Raw genomic sequence first — 16,428 nt, forward strand, 5'->3', positions numbered from 1 at the left:
TTCCTCAGAGATCGTGGCCCGAATAGGAGCAATTGAAGGATTTGTTGCAGAGCGGGAAGTCGGCGATGATGTTGCCCTCGATCGCGGCCTCTAGAAGCGGCCACTGAAACCACGACGGGTCGCGCAGATGGCATCGTTCGACCTTGCCATCCCGCAAGCGGAGCCAAACCAGAACGTCGCCGCGAAATCCCTCGACGATCGCCATGCCTTCCCGCGCCTCCCGCCGATGCCCCGCATGCGTTCCCAGCGGGCCATCGGGAAGCCGGTCCAATATCTGGTCGATCAGCAAAAGACTCTGTTCAACTTCGCGCACGCGGATCCAGACGCGAGCGTTGACATCACCCTCGTTCAGGACCGGTACATCGAAGCGCAGTGCGTCATACGGCGCATACCCAAGTGTCCTGCGTGCGTCGAATGAGCGGCCGGACGCGCGGCCTACGTAGCCTCCAACGGCATACTGCCTAGCCAGAGCGGCCTTGAGTACGCCCGTATCGACAGTACGATCCTGTAGCGATGCCGTATTGTCGTAGAGCTCGACCAAAGCAGGAAAGCGCAACCGGATGGTATGCAGCGTCGTCCGGATGATTTCTCTCCCTTCCTCAATGAGGTCGCGGGTCACGCCACCGGGTACGATGATATCACGCATCAATCGATGGCCGAATGCGGTATCGGACGCGCGCAGGATGCTCTCTCGCAACACGCCGCAAAGGGCGTGCATCAGCGTAAAGGAGGCGTCGTTGCAGATTGCGCCGATGTCGCCGAGATGATTGGCGAGCCGTTCGAGCTCTGCGAGCAAGGCACGCAGCCAAACCGCGCGATCGGGCACGACAAGCTGTAAGGCTGCTTCGGCCGCTCGCGAAAACGCAAACGCGTAGGCGACTGTGCTGTCGCCTGACACGCGTCCGGCGAGCTGGACAGCCCGTTCAAGATTGGCTCCAGTCATGAGCCCCTCGATACCCTTGTGGGTATATCCCAGCCGTTGCTCCAGCCGGGCCACAGTCTCACCGCTGGCCGTAAACCGAAAATGCCCCGGTTCGATAATTCCCGCGTGCACCGGACCGACCGCGACCTGATGCAGACCGTCGGCCTCCACCGGCAGGAAATGATAGGGGGATGCCTTCGACAACGCGTTGATACGGTCTCCCAAGGGGAAGCGAACGGCCCAACAGTCGTGATCGAACCACGGGCGAGTGTCGGGCAAGCCTTCCGCTGACAAACCAAACAGATCGTTGATGGCGCGCTCCAGTCGAAGCGCCGGCGGGTGGTGTTTGCCGACCGAAGGATAAGTGCGGTCGGGGCAGTCCAGGCTGACGGTGGCGACTTCTGCCGTATGTCCATCCATAATCGCCATGTGCACCGTTGAGGGTTCTCCCCAAAGGCCAAGCAGGCTCCAGCGTCCATGTGCCAGCTCGCTTGCCGCAAATGTCCAAACGGAAGCATCGACTGTAGCTCGCGGCCACGGGCTGTGTTGTTGGACCGGGCGGCCCTCCAGCATGAGATCGATCAGCGATGGCATATCCTGTTGATCTCCAAACTATCCAAGAAGGCGTGCCACGTGTTGGAACCATGTGACGAGCGGCGCCGGAAGATAGAGTCCCGCAATCAGAACCAGCGAGAGATGGGCAAACATCGGCACGTAGGAAGCCTCGGCTGACTTGGTGCTGCCTCGAGGTTCGCCAAATGCGACGCTCGTCAGGCGCAACGTCAAAGCGCCGAACGCCAACAACAGCCCGAACACCAGCACGATCGCGAGCAGCGGCTGGCGTGCGAAGGTCGAGCTTACGACCAGGAATTCGCTCATGAAGATGCCGAGCGGCGGCAAGCCGGCGATCGCGACGACGCCCGTTACCAGACCCCAGCCGAGCGCCGGATGGGTCGCGGTCAAGCCCCGGATCCGGGAGATTCGCTGGGTGCCCTTGATCTGCGATATATGCCCGACGGCGTAGAAGATCGCGGACTTGGTCAGGCTGTGCATCACCATGTGCAATAGCCCTGCGAAATTGGCGAGCGGGCCGCCCATGCCGAACGCGAACACGATGATGCCCATGTGCTCGATCGAGGAATAGGCGAACAGCCGTTTGATGTCGCGTCGGCGGTAGAGCATGAAAGCTGCGAAGAGGAGCGAAACCAGGCCCATCGTCACCATCAGGGGGCCGGGAGCGATTGCCGCCGGATTGGCGGCGAGCAATATCTTGAAGCGCAATAGCGCGTAGAGCGCGACATTCAGCAGCAGCCCCGACAGTACCGCCGATATGGGCGTCGGACCTTCGGCGTGGGCGTCGGGCAGCCATGCGTGCAGCGGCGCCAGACCGACCTTGGTGCCGTAGCCGAGCAGCAGGAATATGAAAGCGACGTTGAGAAGCGCAGGATCGAAATTCGCGGCATGTTGGATCAGAAGTGTCCAGACCATGCCGTCCTGCCCCTCGCCCATGACCGGACGCGCCGCCATATAGACCAGGATGGTACCAAACAGGGCGAATGCGATGCCGACACTCCCCAGAATGAAATATTTCCATGCCGCTTCCAGAGCGGCGTGGGTACGATATATGCCGACCATCAGTACCGTGGTGAGCGTCGCAATTTCCACCGCGACCCACATCAGCCCGATATTGTTCGACACGAAAGCTAGGTTCATGCCGAACATCATGGTCTGATACATGGCGTGGTAGAAACGCAGATAAACCGGTGTCAACCGCCCAGTCTCCAGTTCATGCGCGATGTAGCTGGCGCTGAAGATGCTGGTCGTGAATCCCACGAAGGTGTTGAGCACGATGAAGACGATGTTGAGATCGTCGACGAGCACGTACGGCCCCGGCGGCGGACGTTCGATGACGAGTAACGAGAGGGCCGAAAGAAATGTCGCCAGGCTCGCCACGACGTTCAACCGTGCCGTCAGCCGGTAACCCGGCAGAACGGCGAGCAGCGCTGCCGAGCCGATCGGAATTACCAGGATGGCTGCGACCGAATCGAAGGAAGCTATGTTCATCGCCGTTCGCCCCGGTAGTCATCGAGCGCGGAGACGTCGACGGAATCGAAACGTTCGCGGATCCGGAACAGGAAGATGCCGATGACGATGAATGCGATCAGGATCGAGAAGGCGACGCTGATCTCAACCACCAGCGGCATGCCCTTGGCGCCGGTTGCCGCCAGCACCAGCCCATTCTCGAGCGACATGAAACCGACGACCTGGCTGACGGCGTTGCGACGGGTTACCATGACCAGAAGTCCGAGCAGTACGACCGACAAGGCAAAAGCGAGATCCTCGCGCGCCAATGGATCGGCCTCCGCGGTCACCCGCAGCATCAGCACCATTGAGAGGGCAACCAGTGCCATCCCGGCCAGCATGGTCGGGCCGATCCCCACGGCGGACTCGATGTCACGATGTATCCCAAGCTGCTTGACGATGCGATGCAGCGCCACCGGAATGACGATCGCCTTGAAGACGAGCGCGATTGCAGCCGTGATGTAAAGATGAGGCGCGTCCTGGACAAAGGCCTGCCAAGCGACGGACAGCGCGAGCACCAGGGCATGAAGCGCAAAAACGTTGAGCAGCGAATAGAGCCTGTCCTGGTACAGCATCATGAAGCTGATCAGGACGAGCCCACCGGCCAGCGTGTGCGAGACGTCGAAGGAGAGGCTGTGCATCTGCATCAGAAGCTCTTTGACACGAACAGGAGGAGGGTGCCGAGCAGGCCCAGCATGAGGGCCGCACCGAGAAATTGCGGAACACGAAAGACCCGCATTTTCGCCGTGGCGGTCTCGAACAGCGCAAGGAAAAAGCCGGCAACCGCGAGCTTGACGAGGTAGGCGACGGCGCCGATGGCATAGGAAAACGGCCCGGTACCGAAGACTGCTATCTTCCAGGGAAGGAACACGCACGCGATCAGCGAGACATAGAGCAACAGTTTGAGGAAGGCGCCGAATTCGATCATTGCGAGATGACGACCGGAATATTCGAGAACCATCGCTTCGTGCACCATGGTGAGCTCCAGGTGCGTTGCGGGATTGTCCACCGGTATTCGCGCGTTCTCCGCGAGCGCCACCATGATGAGCGCGATCATCGCCATTCCCAGCGATACCCGTAAGCCGACATAGGACGAGGCCATGAAATTTGCGACCGTCGAAAGTTGGGTCGAGCCGGCAATCAGCGCCGTGCAAAATACAAATAGCAGCATCGCCGGCTCCGCAAGCGCCGCTATCATGACTTCGCGGCTGGAGCCGATGCCGCCAAAACTGGTGCCGACGTCCATCCCGGCGAGCGCAAGAAAGAAGCGTGCGCTTCCCAGCAGCGCCACGATGGCAATCAAGTCCGCCGTCCAGTTGAAGAGGAGGCCGGTAGCGAACGTCGGCACCAGGGCGGCGGCAACCCAGATCGCGGCGAAGGTTACATAGGGTGTCACGCGGAACAGCCAGGAGGCGTTGTCCGCCAGCACCACTTCCTTGCGGAGCAATCGCAGGAGATCAAGATACGGTTGAAAGACCGACGCTCCCTGGCGACGCACCAGGCGGGCCTTCATCTTGCGCACAAAGCCGGTCAGCAGCGGCGCCAGCAGCAGCACCAGAAGCATCTGCATGCCTTGCACAAGAATGTCCGACATCACGACCATATCGCGAGAACCAGAAGGAGTGTGACGAGGGTCGCAAAGACCAGGCTGAGATAGCGCCGGATGGTCAGGAACTGTAGGCGATTGAGTTTATCGGCAGAGAAGCCAACGGCGCCTGCTATCGGCTCATACATTCGCTCCCAGATCAGATCGTGCAATTCGATTCGCAGGCGCGCTGGCCTGATATCCCCGGGGGGCGGCATCTCGACATGATCGCGGGCGTGGAACACGAGCGTACCGAAGACGCGGCGGATAGGCTGAGCGAAGCTTCCGCTCGAATATTGGGCCGCGGGTGTCGGATCGGAAAAGCCACAGCCCCAGGCCGGCCCCCGCCTTAAGGCACGAGAGGCAAAGCGATGGATAAAGACGACGGCCGCTGAAGCGGATATCGCGATGAACACCATAACAAGCAGCCCGTTGTATGAACTGCGACTCTCCGCAATCGGCGCGATCGAAAGCCAGGGTTCGTTGGCCTGGATCGGCATGCGGCCGCCGAGGATCTGCAGCGTGATCGGCGAAAGCGCGTCGATCACCAGTCCCGGCAGAATTCCGGCCAGCAAGCAAAGTGCGGCGAGGATGAACATTGCCGAAAGCGAGTAGCGGTCGACTTCCTCTGCGGTTTCCGCCGCCACGCCGCGCGGACGCCCGAGAAAGGTCACGCCGTAGGCCTTCACGAAACACGCCGCTGCCAACGCAGCCGCCAAGGCCAATAGAGCTCCGACCGCAGGCACGGTGATCTTCAGCGCCCATTGCGGCAACTCCGGGCTCTGCAATACAGCCTGGAACATGAGCCATTCCGAGACGAAACCGTTGAAGGGCGGAAGCGCTGAGATCGAGACACAGCCGACGAGAACGGCGAAGCTTGTGTACGGCATGCGATGAATGAGGCCACCCAGCTTGTCCATGTCCCGTTCGCCGGTCGCGGTCAGCACGGCACCGGCGCCGAAGAAAAGCAGACTCTTGAAGAAGGAGTGATTGAGAACGTGAAACAGAGCCGCCGCAAACGCGAGCGCGGCCTGTAGTTTCAGGCCGTTGGCCTGGAAGGCCAATGCAAGGCCGAGGCTTGCGAATATGACGCCGACATTTTCGATCGTACTGTAGGCGAGCAGGCGCTTGAGGTCCTTTTCCATCATCGCATACAAGATCCCCATTACGGCAGTGAGGCCGCCAAGAGAAAGCACGATCACACTCGCCCACCAGCTCGGCTGTCCCAGGAGATCGAATACCACGCGAATGAAGCCGTAGATCGCGACCTTGGTCATGACGCCGCTCATCAGCGCCGAGACGTGGCTCGGCGCCGCGGGATGCGCGAGCGGCAACCAGACGTGCAGCGGCACCAGGCCCGCCTTTGAACCGGCGCCGAGCAACATGAGGATCAACACCAACGTGGCCACGTAGGGCGCATGTTGAGCCGTGCGAATGGCGGCAAATTCGTAGTCGCCCGCCGGCCCCGCCAAGAGGCCGAAGGCTAGCAGCAGGGCGAGCGTGCCGAAGCTCGCCATGACGAGGTAGACGTAACCGGCTTTCGCGTTGCCCGGTTCACGATGGTGCGCCATGACGAGCGCCCAGGACGCGAGCGACATGAATTCCCAACAAAGCAGATAAGAAAACGCATCACCCGCCAGCACCACAAGATTCATTCCTGCCAGGAAGGCGGGGAAGAAGGGCAACACGCGCTGCGGCGCCTCCTCATGATGACCGTAGCCGAGACCATAGAGGCTTGCCGATGCCCCTCCGAGATTGACGACGACGAGAAAGAACGAAGCCAGTCCGTCGAGGCGGAAATGGGCGCCAAGCCACGGCAATCCGATTGGCAGAATCAGATCGGCGGCGCTCGCGGTATCGCCCAGCAACCAGTGAATGGATCCTATCAACGCAATCGCAGACGCGGCTAATGTCGCGCCGTAGATGATGGTCGTGGCGATCGTTGAGCGGCTCAGAACAATCGCCAGAACTGCCGATCCAAGCATTCCGGCAACACACAGCATTTGCAAAACGACAGCCGACATTACCTGCGCGCCTTCATTCCGCTTGATGCTTTGTTCTCTATCTGATTGTTCAAATAGATTTTTGCCGATCCGGAATTGACTTTCAGCCGCACCCCGCGCCCCTCGGCGCTACTGACAGCCCCTTCGTCGATCAACTCAATGCCGGCGGTGTCGAGAGCTGTAATCAGCTTCACCAGCGAATCGACATTGCCCCGAACCATGGCCTCACTCGCCTCCATGCGCTGGATCGTTGGCACTGAAAGCCCGGACAGTTCTGCGAGCCGTCGCTGATCGATGCCGAGGAGCACCCTGGCCGCCCGCAATTGAGCCGCTGTGATCATCGATCGCCCCACCACCCGATTCGAACGAACACCAAACGTCATCCTTCTATCGTAACTAGTCATGTTATAATGTCAATATATGATAGTTAAAACATCTAATCTAAACGAAATGTCATCGCGGGCTGTCGGCATCCAATCCTGATGCGTCGGGAGCCAACATGAGTTCGGCACCCGCGTGCGAGCTCATCGACCATACGTTTGAGGTTGTCGTCGCGGGCGGTGCCGGTTTGCGCGCCACGCAGGGCGCCGTCGGGAGCGGGCCTGACGACCGCCTGCATCACAAGGTGTTTGCGACCCGCAGCGATACTGTCGTCGAACGGCTCGGGCCCGCAATGGCCCGGACGATCGATGCAGGTCGCCGCGTATCGTCGCGATTGTTCCTGACCTCGACATTCGCGTTGCCGCGCCTCCACCACGCCGCCGGACCGATCGTATGGCCACCTCGACCTTCGTCGGGGGCGACGAACGAGGGCTTGGCTTGCCCATTGAACAACGTTAGATGTAAGCGATCGTGTTATCCGTGGTTAAGTTGTTGTCTCAATCTGTTGCGCGAGTCGCGGGACCAGGCAAATCCTGCATGGTTCCCGGTTGGGATTCAGGCTGTTCTGGCTGGGTGTGAAGTCTGGGTCATGACCATTGCGATTGCGAAAGCGCCTGACGAGACTGCAGACATAACGAGCGGCAATGATCCTGATCTTCCGGCGTCGCTGCTTTCCTTCATTCTGGTAGCCAAACTCCTTGGCGTCCCGGCCGACGCTGGTCAGATCGCTCACGACCATGGCTCGCCGGGCGAGCGATACCAGCTTGAGGACCTCGCCCGGATCGCCAGGCGGCTGAAGATCGTCGCCAAGGTGAAGCCTGCGGCCACTGAGGCGCTTCACAAGGTCCCATTGCCTGCGCTCGCCGAATTGGAGGGCGGCGAAGCCGTCGTTCTGCTCAAGATCGACCAGCAGCCGGCTGGATCGCGCTTCCTGATCCAGCGCGGCAATGGCGGGCGCCCCGAGGTGTGGTCGGCGGACGATTTTGGCGGCCGGTATGCCGGACGGCTGCTGCTCATGACGACGCGCGAGCTGATGGCGGGGGCGACGCGCCCCTTCGACATCAGCTGGTTCATTCCTGCGCTCGTGAAATACCGGGGGCCGCTGCGCGACGTGCTGATCGGGTCCTTCTTCCTGCAACTGATGGGACTGATTTCACCTATCTTCTTCCAGCTCGTCATCGACAAGGTGCTCGTCCACCAGTCGCTGACGACGCTCGACGTGCTGGCGGTGGGGCTCTCTGCAGTGCTGATCTTCGAGACCGGATTGTCGGCGCTGCGCAACTGGCTGTTTGCTCACACCACCAATCGCGTCGACAGCGAGCTTTCGGCGCAGCTGTTCCGGCATCTTCTCAACCTGCCGCTGTCGTATTTCGAGGCACGCCGTGTCGGCGACAGCGTTGCCCGCGTGCGCGAGCTCGACCGCATTCGCGAGTTCCTGACCTCGAATGCCGTCACCGTGGTGATCGATCTCTTCTTCACCATCGTCTTCTTCGGCGTCATGTACGCCTATAGTCCGCTATTGACCCTGGTCGTCACGCTGTCGATCCCCCTCTATGTCGCGATCTCGGTGATCGTGACGCCGCCGCTGCGCGCCCGTCTCGACGAGAAATTCAAACGCGGCGCGGAGAACCAGTCCTTCCTCGTCGAAAGCGTCACGGGGATCGGCACGCTGAAGGCGATGGCGGCGGTCGACAATCTGACGGGCCGCGAGGGCCAGTCCACGCGCTTTGCTAGGCGCTGTGCATGGCATCGCGGAGAGTCTCTACGAGCGGTTTGTCGGGGAGGGAATGTCGAAGGACAACGCCTTCCTCAACACCGCGGAGTCGATCACCGGGCCTATCAGTAAGACGATCTCGCGCTCCGGTCTGAAGGCGGTGTACGAGCAGCTTGAGGACAAGGAGAAGGCGGCGTTCCGCGCCGCCTACAACACCTCGTACCATCCGTGCCGTGAGATTCTCGAGGAGATCTACGACGACGTTGTCTCGGGCAACGAGGTGCGCAGCGTCATACAGGCAACCCGCCGCCACGGCATCTATCCGATGCGCAACATCGACACCACCGAAATGTGGACCGTCGGCGATAAGGTGCGCGTCGATAAGGAGCGCAACTATGCGCCAGTCAATCCGGAAACCGCCGGTGTCTATCTAGCCTGCATGATGGCGCAGGTCGATGTGCTAAAGGATCACGGCCATCCGTATTCGGAGATCGCCAATGAATCAATCATCGAGGCGGTCGACTCGCTCAATCCCTATATGAGCCATAAGGGCGTGTCATACATGGTCGACAATTGCTCGACCACGGCGCGGCTCGGCGCCCGCAAGTGGGCGTCGCGTTTTGATTATATTCTGAAGCAACAGGCCTTCCCCATAATCGGGGGGGCCTCGGTAGGCGACAACACTCCGTTCGACAAGTTCCTCGCCAGCGATATCCACGAGGTGCTTGCGGTCTGCGCCGAACTGCGCCCGTCGGTTGATATCTCCTTAGTGCCGCGGTGAGATGCTGGACCGGGCCTCGCGCATATGACGTTGCGCCGTGGGCGCGGCGTTGTGGTCGGCCGGAAGGTCGGCCAGCCGTTTTCCACCGACTCTGTCTCCCCTCATTGGCTCGACGGGAACGAATCCTTATGCGGCAAGACCGAAGCGCTCTGAGCAAGCTCGGTCAACATCACTTTGACGGCGATCCCGCGGACGTTCTTCGCTAGAGGCGCCTACGTGCTCTTCGTCTCGCGACGGCCTAGACGTGGATCGCGTGGCCGAGTGCCTTGAAGGCCGCTTCCTGAATTGCTTCGCCCAGCGTGGGATGCGCGTGGATCGTGCCGGCGATGTCCTGCAGGACCGCGCCCATCTCGATCGCCAGGCCGAATGCGGCAGAAAGCTCCGAGACGCCCTGTCCAACCGCCTGGATACCGAGAACGCGTTGATTGTCGGCCCTGGCGACGACGCGCACAAAGCCGGGCTCGCCATGGCGCGTCATCGCGCGGCCATTGGCTGCAAAGGGAAATTGTCCAACCTTGATGTTGATGCCGGCCCGGCGAGCCTCGTCCGGCGACAAGCCCGCGGAGACGATCTCAGGATCGGTGAAGCAGATCGCCGGGATGCAGCGCTTGTCCCACGCGCGTGGCATGCCGGCTGCGATTTCCGCCACCATCTCGCCCTGCGCCATGGCGCGATGGGCCAGCATCGGCTCTCCCGTGACATCGCCGATCGCGTAGACGCCGCGCATCGAGGTTTCGCAATGCTGGCCGATACGGATGAAGCGACCATCCATGTCGAGGACGAGTTGCTCCAGCCCCAATGCCTCGGTGACCGGCGTGCGCCCGACCGTGACGAGAATCCTGTCAGCCGCCAGGCTGCTCTCCTGGCCATCGGGCGTCTCGACGCGCAATCCGTCGCCCTGAGCGGTCAGGCCGAGCGCCCGGGCACCGGTCAGCACCTCGACGCCGAGCGCGGTCAAGCGTCTGGCGATCGGAGCCGTCAACTCGACGTCGTAGAGCGGCAGGATGTTGTCCTGCGCTTCCACCACCGCAACCTTGCTCCCCAGCTTGGCGAAGGCGGTCCCGAGCTCGAGCCCGATATAGCCGCCGCCGACGACAACGAGGGATTTTGGCACCTCCGCGAGCGAGAGTGCACCGGTCGAGGAGATGACCCTGCCGCCGAACGGCAGGGTCGGCAGCTCGACAGGAGCCGAGCCGGTCGCGATCACCACCGTCTCGGCCTTGATCGTCTTCGGGCCGGTCTCGGTCTCGACGACGATCGTCTTGCCGTCGCGGAAGCGTCCATGGCCCTGGACGATCTTGACCTTGGCCTTGCGGAGCAGCGCAGCGACGCCGTTGTTCAGCCGATGGACGATGCCGTCCTTCCAGGCGATCGCCTGCTTGAAGTCGAGCGCAGGTTGCGCCGCCGTCAGGCCAAAGGGGGTCTTGCCATCAGCTGCCTCCGCCAGCTTCTCGAATTCCTCGGCAACATGAATCATCGCCTTCGAAGGAATGCAGCCGACGTTCAGGCAGCTTCCGCCGAGCTTGCCGCGTTCGACGAGAACGGTGTCGAGGCCGAGCTGGCCGGCGCGGATCGCGCACACATAGCCGCCGGGCCCGGCACCGACCACGAGGAGCTGACAGGTGATTTCGGTCATTGCTTGCTCTGCCTTAGGGGTCGACGAAGATCGTCGCCGGGTTCTCCAGTAGCTCCTTGAGCCTCTGCACGAAGACGGCGGCGTCCCATCCGTCGATGACGCGGTGATCGAAGCTGCAGGAGAGGTTCATCATCTTGCATGGCACGAACTGCGTGCCGTCCCAGACTGGACGTATCGCGATCTTGTTGACGCCGACGATGGCGACCTCGGGATGATTGATCACCGGCGTGGTCGCAAGGCCGCCGAGCGCGCCGAGCGAGGTGATGGTGATTGTCGAGCCGGTCAGCTCCTCGCGCGTCGCGGTGCCCTCGCGGGCGCGCTGCGCGAGACGGTTCAGCTCGATGCTGCAGTCCCGGAGGTCGCGCGCCTCCGCATGCTTCACCACGGGCACGACGAGGCCTGACGGAGTTTGGGTTGCGATGCCGATATGGATGCCGGCATGCTCGTGGACGATGCCGGCCTCGTCGTCATAGAGAGCGTTGAGCGCGGGCTGCTCGGTAAGCGCCTTGACCATCGCCCGCATCAGGAACGGCAGCAGCGTTAGCTTCGGGTGCTCCGGCGCAGGCTTCCTGTTCAGCGTCGCGCGCAGATCCTCCAGCGGCGAGACGTTGACCTCCTCGATGATGGTGATGTGCGGGATGCGAGACTTCGACAGCGCCATCTTCTCGGCAATGCGGCGGCGCAAGCCCACCACCTTGACGTCGGTGACGGCGGTCTTCGGAGCCATGCCGCGACCATGGGTCGGTGCCGGCCCGCGCGACAGGAAGGCGTCGATGTCCTCGTGGGTGATGCGTCCGGCGGGGCCTGTGCCGTGGACCTGGCGCAGGTCCAGGCCGGCTTCCCGCGCCTTGAGGCGTATGGCGGGCGAGGCCAGCGGCTTCTCGCCCGGCGTGCGGCGGACCGCAGACGTGGTCGCCGGCCGGGCCTCGATGGCCGCGGGGCGGATGCGGGCAGGGGGCGTTGGCACAGCATCCGGGGTTTCGGCGTTCGTCACGGCCGATGGTGTGGCGACGTCTTCCGTCGGTGCCTCGTCTACCGGCTCCGAGGTATCATCGCCTGCGACCTTGAGCTTCACGAGCGTCGAGCCGATCGCCACCGCATCGCCAATCCGGGCGCCGATCCAGCTGACCTCGCCTGCGAGCGGCGAGGGAATCTCGACCGAGGCCTTGTCGGTCATCACGGTGGCGAGCAGGTCGTCCTCGCGAACAAGATCGCCCTCCTTGACGTGCCACTCGACGAGTTCTGCTTCGGCGATGCCTTCCCCGATATCGGGAAGCTTGACGCTGCGCTCACCCATCAGCGTGTCTCCATGATGTCGCGCAGCGCTTGCCCGAGCCTGATAGGACCGGGGAAATAGTCCCATTCCTGGGCATGCGGGTAGGGCGTGTCCCAGCCGGTGACGCGCATCACCGGCGCTTCGAGATGATAGAAGCAGTGCTCCTGCACCAGCGCCGTGAGCTCCGCGCCGAAGCCGGAGGTCAGGGTTGCTTCGTGCAGCACGATGCAGCGGCCGGTCCTGGCGACGGAAGCGATGATCGTCTCGAGATCGAGCGGAAGCAGGGTGCGCAGGTCGATCACCTCGGCATCGACGCCCGTCTCCTCGACTGCCGCCAGCGCGACGTGAACCATGGTGCCGTACGTCAGGACGGTGGCGGCCTCTCCGGCGCGCCGCGTCACCGCCTTGCCGAGCGGCGTGGTGTAGTGTCCCTCCGGCACTTCGGAGAGCTCATGTTTGGCCCATGCGGTGACCGGGCGATCGTGATGACCGTCGAACGGGCCGTTGTAGAGCCGCTTTGGCTCCAGAAAGATGACGGGATCCGGATCCTCGATGGCCGCGATCAGGAGGCCCTTCGCATCATGGGGATTGGACGGCACTACGGTCTTCAGTCCCGCGACATGGGTGAAGAGTGCCTCGGGGCTCTGGCTGTGGGTCTGTCCACCGAAAATGCCTCCGCCGGTCGGCATGCGGATGACGAGGGGGCAGGTGAAGTCGCCAGCCGAACGATAACGCAGGCGAGCTGCCTCCGAGACGATCTGGTCGTAGGCCGGATACATGTAATCGGCGAACTGAAGCTCGACGCAGGGGCGCAGTCCATAAGCGGCCATGCCGATCGCGGTGCCGACGATGCCGCATTCGCTGATCGGCGCATCGAAACAGCGCGAGACGCCGTACTTCTGCTGCAGGCCCTGCGTGCAGCGGAACACGCCGCCGAAAAAGCCGACGTCCTCGCCATAGACCACGACGTCGTCGTTGCGAGCCATCGAGACGTCGAGCCCCGAGCGGATTGCCTCGATCATCGTCATGCGCGGCATGGCTCAGACTCCGATCTGCTGGCGCTGCCGACGCAGATGCGGCGGTAGCTCGGCATAGACATCCTCGAAGATATCGCGCGCCGAGGGCTTGCCGCCGGAATGCAGGGTGCCGAAGGTCTCGGCTTCCTTCTGCGCGGCGATGACGGTGGCAAGAATCTCGGCCTCGGTCTGCTTGTGGCGCTCTTCCGACCAGGCGCCGGCTGCGATGAGATGCTGCTTGAGCCGGATCACGGGATCGCCCAGCGGCCACTCCTCGGATTCGTGCTTCGGCCGGTAGGCGGAAGGATCATCCGACGTCGAATGCGCGCCGGCGCGGTAAGTGACGTATTCGATCAGTGTTGGCCCGAGGTTGAGCCGCGCCCGCTCGATCGCCCATTTTGCGACGGCATAGGTCGCGAGATAGTCGTTGCCGTCAACCCTGAGCGCGGGGATGCCGAAGCCGAGGCCGCGCGCCGCGAAGGTGCCCGAGCCGCCACGCGCGATGCCCTGGAAGGTCGAGATGGCCCACTGGTTGTTGACCACGTTGAGGACGACCGGCGCCTTGTAGGTCGAGGCGAAGACAAGCGCCGCATGGAAATCCGATTCCGCCGTCGAGCCGTCGCCGATCCAGGCGGCGGCAATGCGGTTGTCGCGCTTGATCGCCGACGCCATGGCCCAGCCGACCGCCTGGACGAACTGCGTGGCGAGGTTGCCCGAAATCGAAAAGAAGCCGTGCTTTTTCGAGGAGTACATCACGGGCAATTGCCGGCCCTTTAGCGGATCATGCTCATTGGAATAGATCTGACACATCATGTCGACGAGCGGATAGTCATGCGCGATCAGCAGGCCGGCCTGACGGTAGGTCGGGAAGTTCATGTCGTCGGGGCCGAGCGCGATGCGGAACGCGCAGCTCACCGCTTCCTCGCCGGTGTGCTGCATGTAGAAAGACGTCTTGCCCTGACGTTGCGCCATCTGCATGCGCGCGTCGAACGTGCGCAGGGTCATCATGTGGCGCAGGCCGGCGACCAGTTCGTCCAGGGAGAGGTCCGGCACCCATGGCCCGATTGCCCGGCCCTCGTGATTGAGCACGCGGATGATCGAGTAGGCGAGGTCACGAATCTCCTCAGGGAGCACGTCGACCGGCGGACGCCGGACCGAGCCCGCCTTCGGAATCGAGACGCCGGAGAAATCCGGCTTGCCCCCCGGACGGCTTGCAGGCTCCGGAACGTGAAAGCGAAGTGGCGTGGGGCTGTTCATGGAAGCATCCGCTCGTTTGCCGGTTCTGCAGAGACAACGCCTGGCCGACCGGATTCCTCGCGCGCGAGCCCCACGACGCGAAGGTCCGTGATCGCCGGATGGCGCGACAGCCGTTCCGCGATGTCAGCGCAATCGGCCGACGGCTGGACTTCAAGGACCATCCGTATCGTCCGGCCGCCACCGGGGCAGGTCGTCATCGCGACCTGGTCGAGGCCGAAGCCGAACCGCGCCGCGTCGAGGACGAGCCGAACGATCCCGTCAAAGGGGTCGGATGTGGTGGCGATCACGCTGACGGATCGGCGCTGTTGAGGTTGCATGTCATGTTCTCCCGCCGCACAATGATAATCTTCTGGTTCGAGAAAATTTCCCAAAATTCCGGTGTATTGGCCGGAATCGCGGAAAAGTTTCCCGCCGGAATGCAAAAAGACAGAAGGATTGACCCGTGCCCTCCAAGCGCAGCCCCGTCGAGGATCTCGATCATCTGGATCGCCGGATTCTCTCTGCGCTTTGCGAGAACGGCCGCTTGACGACGAGTGCGCTGGCGGAGCAGGTCGGGCTCTCGAGTTCTCCATGCTGGACCAGAGTGAAGCGCCTGGAGGAAAACGGAGCGATCGAGAAATATGTCGCGGTGCTCAATCACGCCAATCTCGGATACAACAACATCGCCTTCGTCGAGATCACGCTGGACAAGCATGACGATAAGGTGCTCGATCGCTTCGGTACTGCCCTGTCGCGGATTCCGGAGGTGATGGAGGCCTACCTGGTGACCGGCGATTACGACTATCTCATCAAGGTCGTCGTGCGAGACACCGATCACTACGAGCGCTTCCTGCGACAGTCGTTGTACAGGATACCGGGTATTCGGCAGTCGCGAACGACATTCGGCCTGCGCACCCTGAAGCGCCAGATTTCGATCGATCCCTCCAAGGCCGGTCCGCCGTAAGCGCGGCTGTTTCGAACGGCCCCTGAGGGGCGGGCTCCCGCGATCGGGAGCCCGACGAAAGATGCTCGTGGCGCCGCGCGCCTAAGCCAGGAGCATTCGGTTCGACGCCAGCTCCCGTGTTCGAGCGGAAGCCAGCGGAGCATCAGAACGCGGTCTTCTTGCCGATGATGCCGACATAGCTCGATCGCACCAGGGCGCCCCATCGCCCATCCTTCTTGACGATCACATAGAAGGAATCGGCCGACAATATCGGCTTGTCGTTGGCGTCATAGCGCGTGAACCGCGTGATGAAGTGCAGCTTGTCGTCGGATTCTTGCACGAGCTTGCGATACGTCCATGCCGAACGCGCCCAGGTCGAGGCCTGCGCCAACTGCTTCGCGTCGTTCGATTGCGCATATTCTTCCGGCGTGTTCCAGATCTGAACCTGGCCGGCGGCGATCCGGATGTGCGGATAATGGACCGTCTTGGCCCAGGCTTCCGCGTCTCGCGAGTTGAACGCCTTCATGAACTCGTCGAGATAGGAGCATCCCTGCTTCAAGAGTTCGTCGTTTCCGGGATTCAGGCACTCATCGTCGGCCTGAGTTTGAGCGAGCGCAACGGTGCTCATGCCAAAGAACACACCCGCGAGCGCGAGCAGTCTGCGGAATTTCATACTTTACCTCCCTGTCAGGTGAAATCGGCTCTGTTTCGTTGTGATTGGTCGAGGCGCCGATCGCGTTTCGATATTCAAGTAGGCGAAGCGCCGAGGCAATGCCGGCGAAGCGCAGTATTTCTGACGGGGGTGTCAGTTTTTCTCAACGGCCGAGATCTCGACGACACTGCCGGTGTGAGC

16 protein-coding genes are annotated in these 16,428 nt (G+C 62.2%); 3 read left to right on the forward strand and 13 right to left on the reverse strand.

The window, feature by feature from the left end; genetic code table 11:
* Window positions 1–4: 4 nt before the first annotated feature.
* Genes ACFLEY_RS11790 through ACFLEY_RS11815 form a run of 6 tightly spaced genes read right to left on the reverse strand, consistent with a single transcriptional unit; the run spans window position 5 to window position 6,933 of the window.
* Window positions 5–1,516, reverse strand: coding sequence for an NADH-quinone oxidoreductase subunit C (locus tag ACFLEY_RS11790; RefSeq protein ID WP_211433580.1), 1,512 nt, complete (start codon window positions 1,514–1,516; stop codon window positions 5–7).
* An 18-nt stretch (window positions 1,517–1,534) separates the two neighbouring features.
* Window positions 1,535–2,986, reverse strand: a complete 1,452-nt coding sequence (locus ACFLEY_RS11795; RefSeq protein ID WP_060908517.1) for a hydrogenase 4 subunit F — start codon at window positions 2,984–2,986, stop codon at window positions 1,535–1,537.
* Window positions 2,983–3,645, reverse strand: a complete 663-nt coding sequence (locus ACFLEY_RS11800; protein ID WP_027548289.1) for a hydrogenase-4 component E — start codon at window positions 3,643–3,645, stop codon at window positions 2,983–2,985. Before ACFLEY_RS11800 ends, ACFLEY_RS11795 begins: the two co-directional genes overlap by 4 nt.
* Before the next feature lie 5 nt (window positions 3,646–3,650).
* Window positions 3,651–4,607: a respiratory chain complex I subunit 1 family protein gene (locus ACFLEY_RS11805; RefSeq protein ID WP_028176117.1), complete on the reverse strand. Its 957-nt coding sequence runs from the start codon at window positions 4,605–4,607 to the stop codon at window positions 3,651–3,653.
* A complete protein-coding gene (gene hyfB, locus ACFLEY_RS11810) occupies window positions 4,598–6,613 on the reverse strand; it encodes a hydrogenase 4 subunit B (RefSeq protein WP_060908516.1) in 2,016 nt (671 codons plus the stop codon). The genes ACFLEY_RS11805 and hyfB overlap by 10 nt, the downstream gene beginning before the upstream one ends.
* Window positions 6,613–6,933 (reverse strand): helix-turn-helix domain-containing protein, encoded by a 321-nt coding sequence (locus ACFLEY_RS11815; protein WP_028176116.1) that lies wholly within the window; start codon window positions 6,931–6,933, stop codon window positions 6,613–6,615. Before ACFLEY_RS11815 ends, hyfB begins: the two co-directional genes overlap by 1 nt.
* A 158-nt stretch (window positions 6,934–7,091) precedes the next feature.
* On the opposite strand from ACFLEY_RS11815, the gene ACFLEY_RS11820 reads away from it, so the two are divergent.
* Both ACFLEY_RS11820 and ACFLEY_RS11825 read left to right on the forward strand, forming a co-directional pair.
* Window positions 7,092–8,819, forward strand: a complete 1,728-nt coding sequence (locus ACFLEY_RS11820; protein WP_211434659.1) for an ABC transporter transmembrane domain-containing protein — start codon at window positions 7,092–7,094, stop codon at window positions 8,817–8,819.
* Window positions 8,713–9,468, forward strand: a complete 756-nt coding sequence (locus tag ACFLEY_RS11825; RefSeq protein WP_211433583.1) for a hypothetical protein — start codon at window positions 8,713–8,715, stop codon at window positions 9,466–9,468. The genes ACFLEY_RS11820 and ACFLEY_RS11825 overlap by 107 nt, the downstream gene beginning before the upstream one ends.
* A gap of 238 nt (window positions 9,469–9,706) precedes the next feature.
* On the opposite strand, the gene lpdA is transcribed toward ACFLEY_RS11825, so the two are convergent.
* From lpdA to ACFLEY_RS11855, 6 genes are read right to left on the reverse strand one after another with little or no spacing between them, the layout of a single operon-like run.
* Entirely contained in the window at window positions 9,707–11,104 is a 1,398-nt protein-coding gene (lpdA, locus tag ACFLEY_RS11830; protein WP_060908513.1) for a dihydrolipoyl dehydrogenase, read from the reverse strand.
* 13 nt (window positions 11,105–11,117) lie between these two features.
* Window positions 11,118–12,401, reverse strand: a complete 1,284-nt coding sequence (locus ACFLEY_RS11835; protein WP_060908512.1) for a dihydrolipoamide acetyltransferase family protein — start codon at window positions 12,399–12,401, stop codon at window positions 11,118–11,120.
* Window positions 12,401–13,417 carry an alpha-ketoacid dehydrogenase subunit beta gene (locus tag ACFLEY_RS11840; RefSeq protein ID WP_060908511.1) on the reverse strand — a complete coding sequence of 339 codons (1,017 nt, stop codon included), beginning with the start codon at window positions 13,415–13,417 and terminating at the stop codon, window positions 12,401–12,403. Before ACFLEY_RS11840 ends, ACFLEY_RS11835 begins: the two co-directional genes overlap by 1 nt.
* A gap of 3 nt (window positions 13,418–13,420) precedes the next feature.
* Window positions 13,421–14,653, reverse strand: coding sequence for a 3-methyl-2-oxobutanoate dehydrogenase (2-methylpropanoyl-transferring) subunit alpha (locus tag ACFLEY_RS11845; RefSeq protein ID WP_060908510.1), 1,233 nt, complete (start codon window positions 14,651–14,653; stop codon window positions 13,421–13,423).
* The gene (locus tag ACFLEY_RS11850) at window positions 14,650–14,940 is read right to left on the reverse strand and encodes a hypothetical protein (protein ID WP_244647664.1); all 291 of its coding nucleotides are present in this window, start codon (window positions 14,938–14,940) and stop codon (window positions 14,650–14,652) included. Before ACFLEY_RS11850 ends, ACFLEY_RS11845 begins: the two co-directional genes overlap by 4 nt.
* Window positions 14,937–15,134, reverse strand: coding sequence for a hypothetical protein (locus ACFLEY_RS11855; RefSeq protein WP_171901082.1), 198 nt, complete (start codon window positions 15,132–15,134; stop codon window positions 14,937–14,939). Before ACFLEY_RS11855 ends, ACFLEY_RS11850 begins: the two co-directional genes overlap by 4 nt.
* On the opposite strand from ACFLEY_RS11855, the gene ACFLEY_RS11860 reads away from it, so the two are divergent.
* Window positions 15,096–15,596 carry an Lrp/AsnC family transcriptional regulator gene (locus ACFLEY_RS11860; protein ID WP_011089070.1) on the forward strand — a complete coding sequence of 167 codons (501 nt, stop codon included), beginning with the start codon at window positions 15,096–15,098 and terminating at the stop codon, window positions 15,594–15,596. The two genes, ACFLEY_RS11855 and ACFLEY_RS11860, sit on opposite strands and share 39 nt — an antisense overlap.
* A gap of 142 nt (window positions 15,597–15,738) precedes the next feature.
* Here the strand turns inward: ACFLEY_RS11860 and ACFLEY_RS11865 are convergent, their stop codons facing one another.
* A complete protein-coding gene (locus ACFLEY_RS11865; RefSeq protein ID WP_060908509.1) occupies window positions 15,739–16,248 on the reverse strand; it encodes a hypothetical protein in 510 nt (169 codons plus the stop codon).
* Between the last annotated feature and the right edge of the window lie 180 nt (window positions 16,249–16,428).

The sequence above is a fragment of the Bradyrhizobium sp. YCK136 genome, from assembly GCF_044570075.1.
Classification (GTDB): domain Bacteria; phylum Pseudomonadota; class Alphaproteobacteria; order Rhizobiales; family Xanthobacteraceae; genus Bradyrhizobium; species Bradyrhizobium diazoefficiens.